This is a genomic window from Polynucleobacter sp. HIN5 (assembly GCF_030297555.1).
In the GTDB taxonomy this organism is placed as follows: domain Bacteria; phylum Pseudomonadota; class Gammaproteobacteria; order Burkholderiales; family Burkholderiaceae; genus Polynucleobacter.
The window spans coordinates 434257-446713 of record NZ_AP028136.1; the positions used below are offsets into that span (position 1 = coordinate 434257).

At 48.2% G+C, this 12457-nt stretch carries 13 protein-coding genes and 1 other RNA gene; 8 read left to right on the forward strand and 6 right to left on the reverse strand.

Annotated elements, in window-relative coordinates:
• A complete protein-coding gene (locus QUE61_RS02280; protein ID WP_286307333.1) occupies positions 1–303 on the forward strand; it encodes an antibiotic biosynthesis monooxygenase family protein in 303 nt (100 codons plus the stop codon).
• A 6-nt stretch (positions 304–309) separates the two neighbouring features.
• On the opposite strand, the gene QUE61_RS02285 is transcribed toward QUE61_RS02280, so the two are convergent.
• Positions 310–1104 carry a sulfurtransferase gene (locus QUE61_RS02285; protein WP_286307334.1) on the reverse strand — a complete coding sequence of 265 codons (795 nt, stop codon included), beginning with the start codon at positions 1102–1104 and terminating at the stop codon, positions 310–312.
• A gap of 62 nt (positions 1105–1166) precedes the next feature.
• Between QUE61_RS02285 and QUE61_RS02290 the strand changes: the two genes are divergently transcribed.
• From QUE61_RS02290 to QUE61_RS02300, 3 genes are read left to right on the forward strand one after another with little or no spacing between them, the layout of a single operon-like run.
• On the forward strand, positions 1167–1724 hold the full coding sequence (locus QUE61_RS02290) for a carboxymuconolactone decarboxylase family protein (RefSeq protein WP_286307335.1): 558 nt from the start codon (positions 1167–1169) through the stop codon (positions 1722–1724).
• A 3-nt stretch (positions 1725–1727) separates the two neighbouring features.
• Entirely contained in the window at positions 1728–2585 is an 858-nt protein-coding gene (locus QUE61_RS02295; RefSeq protein ID WP_286307336.1) for a pirin family protein, read from the forward strand.
• A gap of 9 nt (positions 2586–2594) precedes the next feature.
• Positions 2595–3947: an NAD(P)H-dependent oxidoreductase gene (locus QUE61_RS02300; RefSeq protein WP_286307337.1), complete on the forward strand. Its 1353-nt coding sequence runs from the start codon at positions 2595–2597 to the stop codon at positions 3945–3947.
• On the opposite strand, the gene QUE61_RS02305 is transcribed toward QUE61_RS02300, so the two are convergent.
• A complete protein-coding gene (locus tag QUE61_RS02305; RefSeq protein ID WP_286307338.1) occupies positions 3925–4503 on the reverse strand; it encodes a hypothetical protein in 579 nt (192 codons plus the stop codon). The two genes, QUE61_RS02300 and QUE61_RS02305, sit on opposite strands and share 23 nt — an antisense overlap.
• A gap of 86 nt (positions 4504–4589) precedes the next feature.
• On the opposite strand from QUE61_RS02305, the gene QUE61_RS02310 reads away from it, so the two are divergent.
• A complete protein-coding gene (locus tag QUE61_RS02310; protein WP_286307339.1) occupies positions 4590–4940 on the forward strand; it encodes a hypothetical protein in 351 nt (116 codons plus the stop codon).
• Positions 4941–4942: 2 nt separating this feature from the next.
• Here QUE61_RS02310 and ssrA read toward each other — a convergent pair.
• The 4 genes from ssrA to ompA form a co-directional block, all read right to left on the reverse strand.
• Positions 4943–5301: a transfer-messenger RNA gene (gene ssrA / locus QUE61_RS02315) on the reverse strand.
• A gap of 56 nt (positions 5302–5357) precedes the next feature.
• A complete protein-coding gene (locus QUE61_RS02320; RefSeq protein WP_286307340.1) occupies positions 5358–6026 on the reverse strand; it encodes an HAD family hydrolase in 669 nt (222 codons plus the stop codon).
• Positions 6026–6724 (reverse strand): bifunctional 2-polyprenyl-6-hydroxyphenol methylase/3-demethylubiquinol 3-O-methyltransferase UbiG, encoded by a 699-nt coding sequence (ubiG, locus tag QUE61_RS02325; RefSeq protein ID WP_286307341.1) that lies wholly within the window; start codon positions 6722–6724, stop codon positions 6026–6028. Before ubiG ends, QUE61_RS02320 begins: the two co-directional genes overlap by 1 nt.
• A 92-nt stretch (positions 6725–6816) precedes the next feature.
• Positions 6817–7419, reverse strand: coding sequence for an outer membrane protein OmpA (ompA, locus tag QUE61_RS02330; RefSeq protein WP_286307342.1), 603 nt, complete (start codon positions 7417–7419; stop codon positions 6817–6819).
• A gap of 146 nt (positions 7420–7565) precedes the next feature.
• On the opposite strand from ompA, the gene gyrA reads away from it, so the two are divergent.
• From gyrA to pheA, 3 genes are read left to right on the forward strand one after another with little or no spacing between them, the layout of a single operon-like run.
• Positions 7566–10247: a DNA gyrase subunit A gene (gene gyrA / locus QUE61_RS02335; protein ID WP_286307343.1), complete on the forward strand. Its 2682-nt coding sequence runs from the start codon at positions 7566–7568 to the stop codon at positions 10245–10247.
• 28 nt (positions 10248–10275) lie between these two features.
• Positions 10276–11370: a 3-phosphoserine/phosphohydroxythreonine transaminase gene (gene serC, locus QUE61_RS02340; protein WP_286308246.1), complete on the forward strand. Its 1095-nt coding sequence runs from the start codon at positions 10276–10278 to the stop codon at positions 11368–11370.
• Positions 11370–12452, forward strand: coding sequence for a prephenate dehydratase (pheA, locus tag QUE61_RS02345; protein WP_286307344.1), 1083 nt, complete (start codon positions 11370–11372; stop codon positions 12450–12452). Before serC ends, pheA begins: the two co-directional genes overlap by 1 nt.
• Positions 12453–12457: the final 5 nt, after the last annotated feature.

A 12457-nucleotide genomic window follows, 5' to 3' on the forward strand; every position in this document is an offset into this window, starting at 1 on the left:
ATGATTCTAGAAGTGGTTGATATTCGTATCGATGAAAGTAAGCAAACTGAATTCAATGAGGCGATTTTACGGGGGGTTCGTACCGCCATCGCTCCCGCAAAGGGTTTTCGGGGCTTTAAGGTTAATCACAGCATTGAGTCGCCCAATCGCTACCTACTGATGATCTATTGGGACACCCTTGAGAACCATATGGTGGATTTTCGGGGATCCCCAGCGTTTACCGAATGGCGCAGCATTGTTGGCCCATTTTTTACCCAAGCACCTGCCGTTGAGCATTTCAACTTAGTTGGTAAGTCTGACTAAGTTCGACTACGCCTGATTTTTCTTGGGTTTTAGTCTACCCTGGGGTTTGGCAGCAAGGCTGGGCTCTAGGGTTTCGCGCTCATCGAAGACGAAGCAATCGCCCACGTAGTGATCGCCACCAATATCTTCAAAGTATTGCAAGATCCCGCCATCCAATTGATAGCTGTGTTCAAGACCACGTTCTCGCAAATACAACCCTGATTTTTCACAACGGATCCCACCGGTGCAAAAACTGACCAAGGTCTTATCACTCAGTTCGGGTAGGTGCGCCTCAATCGCCTTTGGAAATTCACTAAATTTAGTGATATTAAAATGCAACGCATTCTTAAACGTTCCGTATTCCACTTCAAACCCATTGCGCGTATCAATCATCACTACCGGGCGACCTAGATCATCCCCTCCCTGATCAAGCCATTCTTTTAATTTCTTTGGAGAAATAAACTTCGCCCGACCTTTTTCCGGGGCGATGGTCGGATGATTCATGCGAATAATTTCTTTTTTGATCTTGATCAACAGCTTACGAAATGGTTGCGTTGCCGACCAGCTATCCTTCGTTTGAAACGATGCTAGTCGTGGGTCATTTCGTAAAAAGGCCAGAAAACTCTGAATATTGGATTCGGAACCAGCTAGAAATAGATTGATACCTTCTTCTGACAGCAGAATTGTCCCTTTAAGGCGAAGTTCTGAGGCAACCTGATGCAGCGACTCTTTCATTTGATCGAGTTCGTCCAGACGGACAAACTGATAGCCGGCAATATTGAGGATGGAAGAGGTGCTTAAGCCCGAGTGCTCGTGATTCATAGCACTATTATCGATCAAGTTTATAGGTACACTATTAGCACTGAAACACACCCCATCATTTAATGACAAACGATCGTTTAATTCCGTACCAACCCCTTGATCTAAAAGAGCCCGCCGATCTAGTTGCCGAAATTCGTAAACGTCGCGGTGGTCAGCTGATTAATCTGGATCGAATGCTGTTGCATAGTGAGCCAGTGGCCCGCGGCTGGAATCATTTTATTGGTAATGTGCGCCAGCAACTCTCACTCGATCCCAAGTTGCGCGAACTTGGGATGTGCGGTGTTGCAGTTCTCAATGGTGCCGAATATGAGTTCTTTCATCATGCCCCGCCTTTTCTGAAAGCGGGAGGCACCCAGGCCCAAGTCGATGCAATGCGACATTTGGGAACAAGTAATTTTGACTCCAGCCCTTTTAGCCCATTAGAACGAGATGCTCTTGAGCTAACCTTGCAAATGACCCGAGCAATTCAAGTTGACCCAGCATTAATGAAGCGTCTGCAAGAAGCCTTAGGCAATACCGCATTGGTTGAGTTGGTAACGGTGATTGCAGCGTACAACATGGTGTCTCGGTTCCTGATTGCTTTGGATATTCATCCCGAAGATCAGGCTCCAAAGGCTTAAGTGATGGATCGTCAAATCGTTCAAGTGATACCAGGAGTTATAACCTCCGACGGTGCTGGGGTGCGCTTGCGTCGCAGTTTAGGAGGCCATGACCGGCAACGACTGGATCCATTTTTGATGCTCGATGAGTTTTCATCCAACGATCCGAATGATTATGTTGCTGGATTTCCACCCCATCCGCATCGTGGTTTCGAAACCGTGACCTATATGCTCGAGGGCCATATGTTGCATGAGGATCATTTGGGTAATCGTGGTCACTTAAAAAGTGGCGGTGTGCAATGGATGACCGCTGGTCGCGGAATCATTCATTCCGAGATGCCTCAACAGGAAAGTGGTGCGATGCGCGGGTTTCAGTTGTGGATTAACTTACCCGCTCGCGAAAAAATGAAGCCCGCTGGGTATCAAGATATTCAAGATGCATCTATTCCACGAGTGCATTTACCCCAAGGCGGATTGGTTAAAGTGATTGCAGGAGATTGCCAATCGCTTGACGGTACTGTCATTCAAGGCCCCATTTATGGATTGAGTACTGAGCCACTATTTTTTGATATTCACTTATCTGGTCACGAGGCGTTTAGCCATCCAGTACCAGTCTCGCATCATAGCTTTCTCTATGTCTATGAAGGTGATTTAGCCGTTGGTAATCAGCTAGAACGAGCCCCACGTCAGGCAGCGCTCGTTTTGGGTGAGGGCGATCAAGTGACGATGCAATCTGGCGCACAGGGTGCTAAAGCCATTTGGCTTGCGGCAAGACCACTCCAGGAGCCGATTGTTCAGCATGGACCCTTTGTCATGAATACCCAAGAAGAGATTATGCAAGCGATCACAGACTATCAGCAGAATCGGTTAACCACCCCCTAAGAGCAAGTCATGAGTCTTTATCAACAACTACTCCAGCGTGATGCTGAACAAAAACCTATTCGGATTGGACTAATTGGTGCCGGTAAATTTGGTTCGATGTATCTGGCCCAAATTCCTAGAACTCCTGGGGTGCAATTGGTCGCGGTGGCAGATTTGATGCCCGCCGTTGCTAAACAAAATTTATGTACCGTGGGATGGGCCCCGGCTCAATTGGAAGCGCAGTCAATTGATTTGGCGCTTCGTGAGCGTACATGCTATGTGTCCGATGATTGGCAAGCGATGGTCCAGCACCCAGCAGTTGACGTTGTTGTGGAATGCACAGGTAATCCGATCGCAGCAGTTGAGCATTGTTTGCGGGCATTTTCAGAAGGCAAGCATGTTGTAAACGTTACCGTGGAGGCAGATGCCTTTTGTGGACCCCTGTTAGCCAAAAAAGCGAGAGATGCGAACGTCATTTACTCCCTTGCTTTTGGCGATCAGCCGGCCTTAATCTGCGATCTGGTGGATTGGGCCCGCACCTGTGGCTTCCCAGTCGTGGCTGCCGGGAGAGGTCATCAGTGGTTGCCGCACTATGCAGATTCAACTCCAGAGACGGTCTGGAATTACTACGGTTTAACTCCTGAACAGGCAAAACGGGGTGGTCTCAATCCCAAAATGTTTAACAGTTTTTTAGATGGTTCAAAACCTGCAATCGAATCCACTGCAGTCGCTAATGCTACCGGATTAGCTGTACCGAGCAACGGTCTTTTATATCCTCCAGCGAGTATTGAAGATATTCCGGTGGTGACTCGACCAATTTCTGAGGGCGGCCATTTGGAACAGAAGGGGATGGTCGAAGTAATTTCTTCCTTAGAAAAAGATGGTCGAAAAATACCCTATGACATTCGCATGGGGGTTTGGGTCACGGTCGAGGCAGAAACCGATTACATTAAGAATTGCTTTGAAGAATATAAAGCCCATACTGATCCAAGCGGACGGTATTTCACACTCTACAAGCGTTGGCATTTAATCGGACTCGAGGTGGGCATGTCTGTAGCCAGCGTTGCTCTTCGCAAAGAATCGACTGGAGTACCGTACTGTTGGAATGCCGATGTGATTGCCACTGCAAAACGTGATCTCAATCCAGGTGACGTCCTCGATGGTGAGGGTGGCTATACCGTATGGGGAAAGTTATTACCTGCTAATAAATCTAGCGCCATGGGTGGATTACCTCTAGGCTTGGCACATCAAATTAAAGTTATCAGGCCAGTGAAAAAAGGACAAAGTCTTTGCTGGGATGATGTATCAATCGATAAAACAACCGATGCTTACAAAATTCGGATGGAGATGGAAGGTTCGTTTAAAGCAGCGATTCTCGCTTAGCAAATTTTTTGTAGAGATCAATTCCAAACTTACAGATTGAGATAAATAACAGGGCTCCCAAAATATCACCAATGAGCATGGCGATCGCATTTGAGAGACTGCCGCTCGGGATGCCCATCAGCACAAACCATACTTGATGTAGCCCGGTACTCAAAAGAGCAAAGACCAAGACGCTAATCGCGATCATCTGTATATTGAGGTTGCTCAAATCCGGATTAATTTTGAGATTACGAATGACAAGCAGGCGCGCAAGATAGGGGCCAAAACCTGAAATGATGCCGATTCCAAGAATACTGATCATGTCATCACCCAGATTGCGTCCAAAAGTGATTAGGGTAGAAGCAATGGCAATACCAATTGCTCCAGACAGGCTAAAAATAAGAACTAAAAATAGTCTGAGTCCAGCGGGAAGGTAAATCCAGTTGACACCGGGTGCTGCCTCCAAAAAAGCAGTAAGCCAATCATTGGCATAAAAAAGGAGGGTGTACACGAGAGCGCAAGCGATGATTATCTGTGCAGAAAAGACTGATTCTTTTGAAGAATTTGCTTGACTCATGAAAAATTGACTATGATTATTGTGGTTAGAGTTTGTTTGGTATATTGTTCGAATTAATCATTTATTAGCCAATTCTAATTAAATTCATGTCACATCGCTCTTTGTCGTATTTGCGTTTTCTCAATTGCCTGGATACGCTCGATCGCATCAATCCGGGAAAGAAATTGGATTTCACGGAGGAGCAGCTATTAAATCGCGTGATGTTGGCCTGGGATCGTCAACAAACGATCTTGGTTGGAGATTTATTAACCGCTCATGAGCTTGGCTCTCAGGCAACCCTTCATGGACGGATCAAAAATTTGCAGGCGATGGGCTACATCAAGCTGTCCATTGACAAGGCGGATGCCCGAAAAAAACATATCATCCCAACTAAATTAGCGTTAAGCTACTACGAAAAGCTCTCCATGCAGATGGAGAGTATTCTGCAAACACCTTAAATTGGTGGAGTCGGCGGGAATCGAACCCGCGTCCGCAAACACGCTACAACAAGTTCTACATACTTAGTCTAATTATTTGATTTAACTAAGGCAACGCGAATCGACACGCTTTGCATTAGCGATTCACTAAGTTTTCGTATCAACTCTCGTGACACGAGTTGATCTTATCTCTTGTAAATGACCCTGATGTAGCTTGCGCTACCTGACCCAAGAGAGAGTCAGTTCAGGGGCAGCCGCAATCAAGCGGCTAGTGCGTAACGTTCGTCGTTAGCAGTTATTGCATTCCCATTGATTTACGAGATAACGGGTCCTCGGTATGCCCTTGATGCTTTGTAATCCACGTCGAAACCATGTCGACCCCGAATTATTTTTACACTAGGACCAATATTTTAAGTCTTTGGGGAATAAATTGCACAGTTATTTTGTAAACAGAATTTGGCGCAAGTCCTGTGGACGATGAATCAGGTAGTCTGCACCCCAGGAATGCGGCGGTTCTTCGCACCCACAATAGCCATAGAGAGCGGCCGCTGTTTGCATCCCAGCAGCCTTGCCGGAGACTATGTCGCGAATATCGTCACCAATATAAATGGCCCTGTTGGGATCGACCTTGGCTAGGCGAGCGGCATGCAAAATCGGTTCTGGATGGGGCTTGGAGTGGGGCGTGGTATCGCCCGAGACTACGCAATGCGCTCTTTTCAGTAAGCCCATTTGCTCGGTGAGCGGTTGGGTAAATCGTTGTTGTTTATTGGTGACAATCCCCCACGGAATCTTTTGTTCATCAAGTTCTTGCAAAAGCTCTTCCATACCCTCGTAAAGTTTGCTGTGGACCAGAAGCGCTTCCTCATAAAAGCTTAAGAAGTAATCACGCAAGGTAATAAACTCAGGGTGATCGGGACCAATCCCAAAACTTTTCTGAATCAGACCCCGAGCTCCCGCAGATGCCATAGGCCGCAAGATCTCGTAGGCCATGGGTGCACGCCGATTAACAGTCAGTAGACGGTTGGCTGCAGCAACTAAATCCGGCGCGGTATCAGCGAGCGTGCCATCAAGATCAAAAAAGACCCCTTCAAATACTGGCGTACTCATTATTGAGGCTTACGGGTTGCCATCATGTAGTTCACATCCGTATCGCTACCTAAGCGATAAATTTGTGTGATGGGGTTATAGGTCATACCCTTGAGTTGCAATACCTCTAAGCCAGCAGCTCGAGTAAATTGAGCCAATTCAGAAGGCTTAATAAATTTCTCATACTGATGCGTACCCTTGGGTAGGAGTTGCAAAATATACTCCGCGCCAATAATGGCAAAGAGGTAGGATTTTGGATTGCGATTGAGGGTAGAGAAGAAGAGGTGTCCCCCGGGTTTGCAGAGGTTTGCGCAGGCCCTCACTATGGAGGCTGGATCTGGTACGTGCTCCAGCATTTCCATGCAGGTGACGACGTCATACGACTGAGGCTCTTCTTTTGCTAAATCCTCCGCTGAAATCGAGCGATATCGTACGGTAGTACCACTCTCTAATTGGTGTAATTCAGCCACCTTGAGTGCTTTGGTTGATAAATCGATGCCAGTCACGGTTGCTCCAGCCTTAGAGAGTGACTCCGCAAGAATACCGCCGCCACATCCTACGTCGAGTACTCGTTTACCCTCTAAATTCGTGATCGATTCAATCCAACCAAGTCGTAAGGGATTGATCGCATGTAAAGGTTTGAATTCACTGGTCGGATCCCACCACCGATGCGCTAGGGCGCTAAATTTATCAATCTCACCTTGGTCAACATTGCTCATTGAAAATACCATTTAAAGGAATAAGTAAGACTATACAAAAAAAGCAATAAAAAAGCCCGGCAAGCCGGGCTTTTGAAGTCCAGGGGACTAAATTACTTCACAGCTTGTGTGCCAACTACTTCGATCACAGCACGGCGGTTCTTGGCGCGGCCTTCAGCGGTAGCATTGCTGGCTACCGGATCAGCCTTACCTTTACTTTCGGTATAAACACGGGTGGCTTCAACGCCGCCAGAGTTTGTTAAAAATGCTTTAACCGCATTGGCGCGGCGCTGACCGAGGGCAATGTTGTACGCATCGGTACCAACACTGTCGGTGTAACCAACAATAATGACTACTTCAAGCTTCATCTTTTTGATGTCTTGAGCAAGCTTGTTCAAAGTCGCAACACCAGCCGACTTTAGGGTGGACTTGTCAAAATCAAACAAAGTATCTGCTTGCAAGGTAATTTTCTTCTGAGTCACTTTGCTTGGAGCAGCTTTAGCAGCGGCAGGCTTAGGAGCGAGCCAGCCATCGCAATTTGGAGCAGCAGTTGCTGGGGTCCAAGATGCATCACGCCAGCACAGGGTGCCATCGCCGTTTCTCCATGGTGTTCCAGTGGAGTTAACCCAGTTATCAACATTCTTTGGCTGGGCCATCGCTGAACCGGCAGAAATCGTAATCACTGCAGCAAGTATCAGTTTTAGGGTTTTGTTCATTTTTTATCCTCAAAAAACATTTAATAAATTAATGCAACCGAATCGCCTAAAAGCCCAAAAAAGCCTAAAGCGCTACAACATAAATAGGTACTAACTATTGGAATATTAGCACAGGTTGTGTGTCTACGAAATGATATTATTTCGAGATGGAACAAGCCGCTAAAGAAACTCTCCCAATATCCCTAGAAGACGAAATGCGGCGGTCCTATCTGGATTACGCCATGAGCGTGATCGTCGGCCGAGCCTTGCCGGACGTGCGGGATGGGTTAAAACCCGTACATCGCCGGGTTTTATACGCCATGTATGAATTAAACAACGATTGGAACCGGGCTTTCAAGAAATCTGCCCGTATCGTGGGTGATGTGATCGGTAAATACCATCCCCATGGCGATACGGCGGTTTATGACACCATCGTCCGCATGGCCCAGGATTTCTCGTTGCGCTACATGTTGGTCGATGGCCAGGGTAACTTTGGATCGGTTGATGGCGACAACGCCGCGGCGATGCGTTATACCGAGATTCGTCTGCGTAAGATCGCCCATGAACTATTAGCGGATCTGGATAAAGAAACCGTTGATTTTGGGCCCAACTACGACGGCAGTGAAAAAGAACCGCTCATTCTTCCTGCAAAAGTTCCCAACCTACTAATTAATGGCTCCTCCGGCATTGCGGTGGGTATGGCCACCAATATCCCTCCTCACAATTTAGATGAAGTGATCAGGGCCTGTTTGCATGTTTTGCATCAGCCCGATTGCACCATCGATGAGTTAATCGAAATTATTCCAGCACCCGATTTCCCGACCGCCGGAATCATTTATGGCGTTCAAGGAGTACGCGAGGGGTATCGCACCGGGCGTGGCCGCGTCGTGATGCGCGCCAAGACCCATTTTGAAGACATGGACAAGGGCCAGCGCCAAGCCATTATTGTGGATGAGTTGCCCTATCAGGTGAATAAGAAAAACCTACTTGAGCGCATTGCCGAGTTGGTCAATGAGAAAAAAATTGAGGGCATTTCGGATTTGCGCGATGAATCTGACAAGTCGGGAATGCGAGTCGTGATTGAACTCAAGAGGGGTGAAGTACCCGAAGTCGTTCTCAACAATTTATATAAGAGCACCCAACTACAAGATAACTTTGGTATGAATATGGTGGCCTTGGTCGATAACCAGCCAAGGCTCCTCAACCTCAAGCAAATGCTCGAGTATTTCTTGGCCCACCGCCGTGAGGTAATTACCCGGCGCACTATTTTTGAGTTACGTAAAGCGCGCGAACGGGGCCATGTGCTTGAGGGCTTAGCCGTTGCCCTGGCCAATATCGATCGATTTATTGCCATCATTAAAGCAGCTGCTAATCCAGTGGTCGCCAAACAGGAGTTAATGGCACAGGCCTGGGACTCTTCGTTAGTGCGTGAGATGCTGGCCCGTGCCGAGGGTGAGGCTCCCGGCGGTCGCAATGCCTTCCGACCCGAGGGCCTCTTGCCAGAATATGGCATGCAAGACAGCGGGCTCTACCGCTTATCCGATGATCAAGCCCAGGAAATTCTGCAAATGCGTCTGCAGCGCTTAACCGGTCTTGAACAAGACAAGATCGTGAATGAGTACAAAGAGGTGATGGATCAAATTGCTGATCTATTGGATCTGCTCGCAAAGCCTGAGCGTGTCACCAAAGTCATTGAGACCGAGTTACTTGAAGTGAAAGCAGAGTTTGGTTCAGAAGGTAGCGACTCGGGTCGTCGTTCTTATATTGAAATGAACGCCACAGAGCTGTTTACTGAAGATCTCATTACTCCGACCGATATGGTGGTCACGCTCTCTCATGCTGGATACATGAAGAGCCAACCTTTAAGCGAATACCGGGCGCAAAAGCGTGGGGGTCGAGGTAAGCAAGCTGCGGCTACCAAAGATGAGGACTGGATCGACACTCTGTTTGTCGCTAACACCCACGATACGATTTTGTGTTTCTCCGACCGCGGCCGGATGTATTGGTTAAAAGTGTGGGAGGTTCCCCAAGGAAGTCGGACTTCGCGCGGTAAGCCAATTGTCAACATGTTCCCACTGGTAGAGGGCGAAAAGATCACGGTGATTCTGCCGATTCAGGGCTATCAAGAAGATCACTATGTATTTATGGCAACTCGCCGAGGCACTGTGAAGAAAACCCGGTTATCGGATTTTTCGAATCCTCGTAAGGCCGGAATCATTGCGGTTGACTTGGATGAAGGCGACTTTTTGGTTGGAGCAGCCATCACAGACGGCAAGCATGATGTGATGTTGTTCTCGGATGCAGGCAAAGCCGTTCGTTTTGATGAAAATGATGTGCGACCTATGGGTCGCACCGCCCGTGGTGTCCGCGGCATGAACCTCTCGGATGGGCAAGAGGTGATTGCCATGCTAGTTGCTCCTGCCGAAGTTGCAGAGGGGGCTGTGGCGGCAGTTGAAGATTCAGCAGCACCAAACAGTGTTTTAACTGCCACTGAGAATGGTTACGGTAAGCGCACCCCGATTGCCGAGTACACCCGGCATGGGCGCGGCACGAAGGGCATGATTGCGATTCAGACCAGCGAGCGAAATGGTAAGGTCGTTGCTGCAGCCCTAGTTTCACCAGAAGATCAAATTATGTTGATTACCACTGGTGGAGTGCTCGTTCGTACGCGCGTATCCGAGATTCGGGAGATGGGTCGTGCCACACAAGGTGTTACTCTCATTAACGTCGATGAGGGAACCCATTTATCTGGATTGCAGCGCATCGCAGAGAGTGATTCGGATGAGGATGGCGATGACGTAGGCGATGAGCAAAGTAATCGCGAATCCGATACAGCGCCTGATGCCTAAGCAAAGCTTCGACTAACCGGACTTCATGATGAGTTTTGACCGCCGCATTTATAACTTCGCAGCGGGCCCAGCAACCCTACCTGAAGAGGTTTTGGAGCAAGCACGCGATGAACTGCTAAATTGGCAGGGCCTCGGTACAAGCCTGATGGAAATTAGTCACCGCAGCAAAGAGTTTATGGCGGTTTATGAAAAAACCTTAGCCGATCTTCGCGAGCTCATGGCCATTCCAAGCGATTACGAAATCTTGCTATTGCAAGGTGGCGGAATTGGTCAAAATGCAGCCATTCCGATGAACCTGATGCCCTTAGCCAAGAAACCCAAGGCAGATTTTGTGGTGACCGGGATTTGGTCTGAGAAATCAGTTAAGGAAGCGCAAAAATACGGGGAAGCTCATATCGCTGCCAGTTCGCAAGCACAGGGATTTCGGTCGATTCCCGAGCAACAGACATGGACCTTATCCGAAGATGCGGCTTATGTACACATTTGTGCAAATGAGACGATTGGCGGTGTTGAGTTTGCCGAGTTTCCAAAGCTTGGTAAAGCCCCTTTGGTTGCTGATATCTCGAGCAATATTCTTTCAAAAGCCATGAATGTGAGCGAGTGTGGCGTACTTTTCGCTGGCGCACAGAAGAATATTGGTCCCGCGGGGGTCACTATTGTGATTGTGCGCAAGGACTTAATGGGACATGCGATGCCCATTACTCCTTCAATCTGGGATTGGGCAAAGGAGGCGGCCAATCAATCGATGTTTAATACCCCACCCACTTTCCCAATTTATGTTTCCGGCTTAGTATTTGAGTGGATCAAGCGGCAAGGTGGCGTGCGGGAGATGGAGCGCCGTAGTCAACAGAAATCATCCCTGCTGTATGGATTCATTGATCAAAGCTCTCTCTATGAAAATCGCGTGGATCCAAGGTGTCGCTCGAGAACCAATGTCACATTCTTTCTGAAAGACGAAGGTTTAAATGCAGAGTTTTTGGAACAATCTAGCGCTGTGGGTTTGGCGGCCCTACGTGGTCATAAGGCTGCAGGAGGGATGCGCGCCAGTATCTACAATGCCATGCCGATTGCTGGTGTCGAGACCCTGGTGGAGTTCATGCGTGAGTTCGAAAGGCGTGCCTAATGTCAAATGATGATCAGCGCTTAGCTCCGCTACGTGCCCAGATTGATGCGATCGATCAAGAGCTTTTGGAGCTTTTATCGAAGCGCGCAAAGGCGGCCCAAGCGGTTGGCCATATTAAAAATGAGTCATCAGCCCCTATTTTTCGTCCTGAGCGAGAGAGCCAGGTAATCCAGAATGTTTTACAAAAAAATCCTGGCCCATTATTAGCAGATGGCCTTGCTTCGATCTGGCGCGAAATCATGTCGGCATGTCGCGCACTCGAATCCAAACAAACCATCGCATATTTGGGTCCAACCGGAACCTTCTCCGAGCAGGCGGCGCATCAATTCTTTGGGCAGTCGATTGATAGCTTGCCATGCGCGAGTTTGGACGAGGTCTTTAAGGCGGTTGAAAAAGGGGTCGCTACTTTTGGGGTAGTGCCTGTTGAGAACTCCAGTGAAGGTGCCGTTTCGCGAACCTTGGATTTATTGCTAGAAAGCCCATTGCAAATTAGTGGTGAGGTAGTTTTGCCTATTCGGCATCACCTTTTAACCAAGCATGGAAGTTTGGATGGTGTAAAAATAGTCTGCGCTCATGCTCAGGCCTTGGCTCAATGCCAACAATGGTTAAGCGTACACGCACCTCAATTGCATCGGCAGGCTGTTAGTAGTAATGCCGAGGCTGCACGGATGGCTAGTCAAGATCCAAGTATTGCTGCGGTTGCTGGTGAGCCCGCTCAATTGGCGTATGGGTTGCAAATTGTTTCGGCCCAGATTCAGGATGATCCAAACAATCGTACGCGGTTTGTCGTGATCGGCCAATACGCTTGTCAGCCATGCGGACAAGATCAGACTTCTTTGGTACTGTCGGTTGCCAATCAACCTGGGGCTGTTCATCACCTACTAGGGCCATTAGCAAAACATGGAGTTTCCATGACGCGGTTTGAATCGCGGCCTGCCCGCAAGGGGTCTTGGGAATACCATTTTTATATCGATATTGATGGACATGCGAGTGATGGCAAAGTAGCTACGGCGATTGCTGAGTTAAAAACGATTGCTGCTTTTTATAAAAACCTGGGCTCCTATCCCCGCGCTAAAAATTAAGGTTT

Excerpts from the sequence above, each read along its gene's own strand:
- QUE61_RS02290 (WP_286307335.1), top strand. The coding sequence starts at position 1,167 with ATGACAAACGATCGTTTAATTCCGTACCAACCCCTTGATCTAAAAGAG.
- pheA (WP_286307344.1), top strand. The coding sequence starts at position 11,370 with ATGTCAAATGATGATCAGCGCTTAGCTCCGCTACGTGCCCAGATTGAT.
- serC (WP_286308246.1), top strand. The coding sequence starts at position 10,276 with ATGAGTTTTGACCGCCGCATTTATAACTTCGCAGCGGGCCCAGCAACC.
- QUE61_RS02305 (WP_286307338.1), bottom strand. The coding sequence starts at position 4,503 with ATGAGTCAAGCAAATTCTTCAAAAGAATCAGTCTTTTCTGCACAGATA.
- QUE61_RS02320 (WP_286307340.1), bottom strand. The coding sequence starts at position 6,026 with ATGAGTACGCCAGTATTTGAAGGGGTCTTTTTTGATCTTGATGGCACG.
- ubiG (WP_286307341.1), bottom strand. The coding sequence starts at position 6,724 with ATGAGCAATGTTGACCAAGGTGAGATTGATAAATTTAGCGCCCTAGCG.
- gyrA (WP_286307343.1), top strand. The coding sequence starts at position 7,566 with ATGGAACAAGCCGCTAAAGAAACTCTCCCAATATCCCTAGAAGACGAA.
- QUE61_RS02280 (WP_286307333.1), top strand. The coding sequence starts at position 1 with ATGATTCTAGAAGTGGTTGATATTCGTATCGATGAAAGTAAGCAAACT.
- QUE61_RS02300 (WP_286307337.1), top strand. The coding sequence starts at position 2,595 with ATGAGTCTTTATCAACAACTACTCCAGCGTGATGCTGAACAAAAACCT.
- QUE61_RS02295 (WP_286307336.1), top strand. The coding sequence starts at position 1,728 with ATGGATCGTCAAATCGTTCAAGTGATACCAGGAGTTATAACCTCCGAC.
- ompA (WP_286307342.1), bottom strand. The coding sequence starts at position 7,419 with ATGAACAAAACCCTAAAACTGATACTTGCTGCAGTGATTACGATTTCT.
- QUE61_RS02310 (WP_286307339.1), top strand. The coding sequence starts at position 4,590 with ATGTCACATCGCTCTTTGTCGTATTTGCGTTTTCTCAATTGCCTGGAT.
- QUE61_RS02285 (WP_286307334.1), bottom strand. The coding sequence starts at position 1,104 with ATGAATCACGAGCACTCGGGCTTAAGCACCTCTTCCATCCTCAATATT.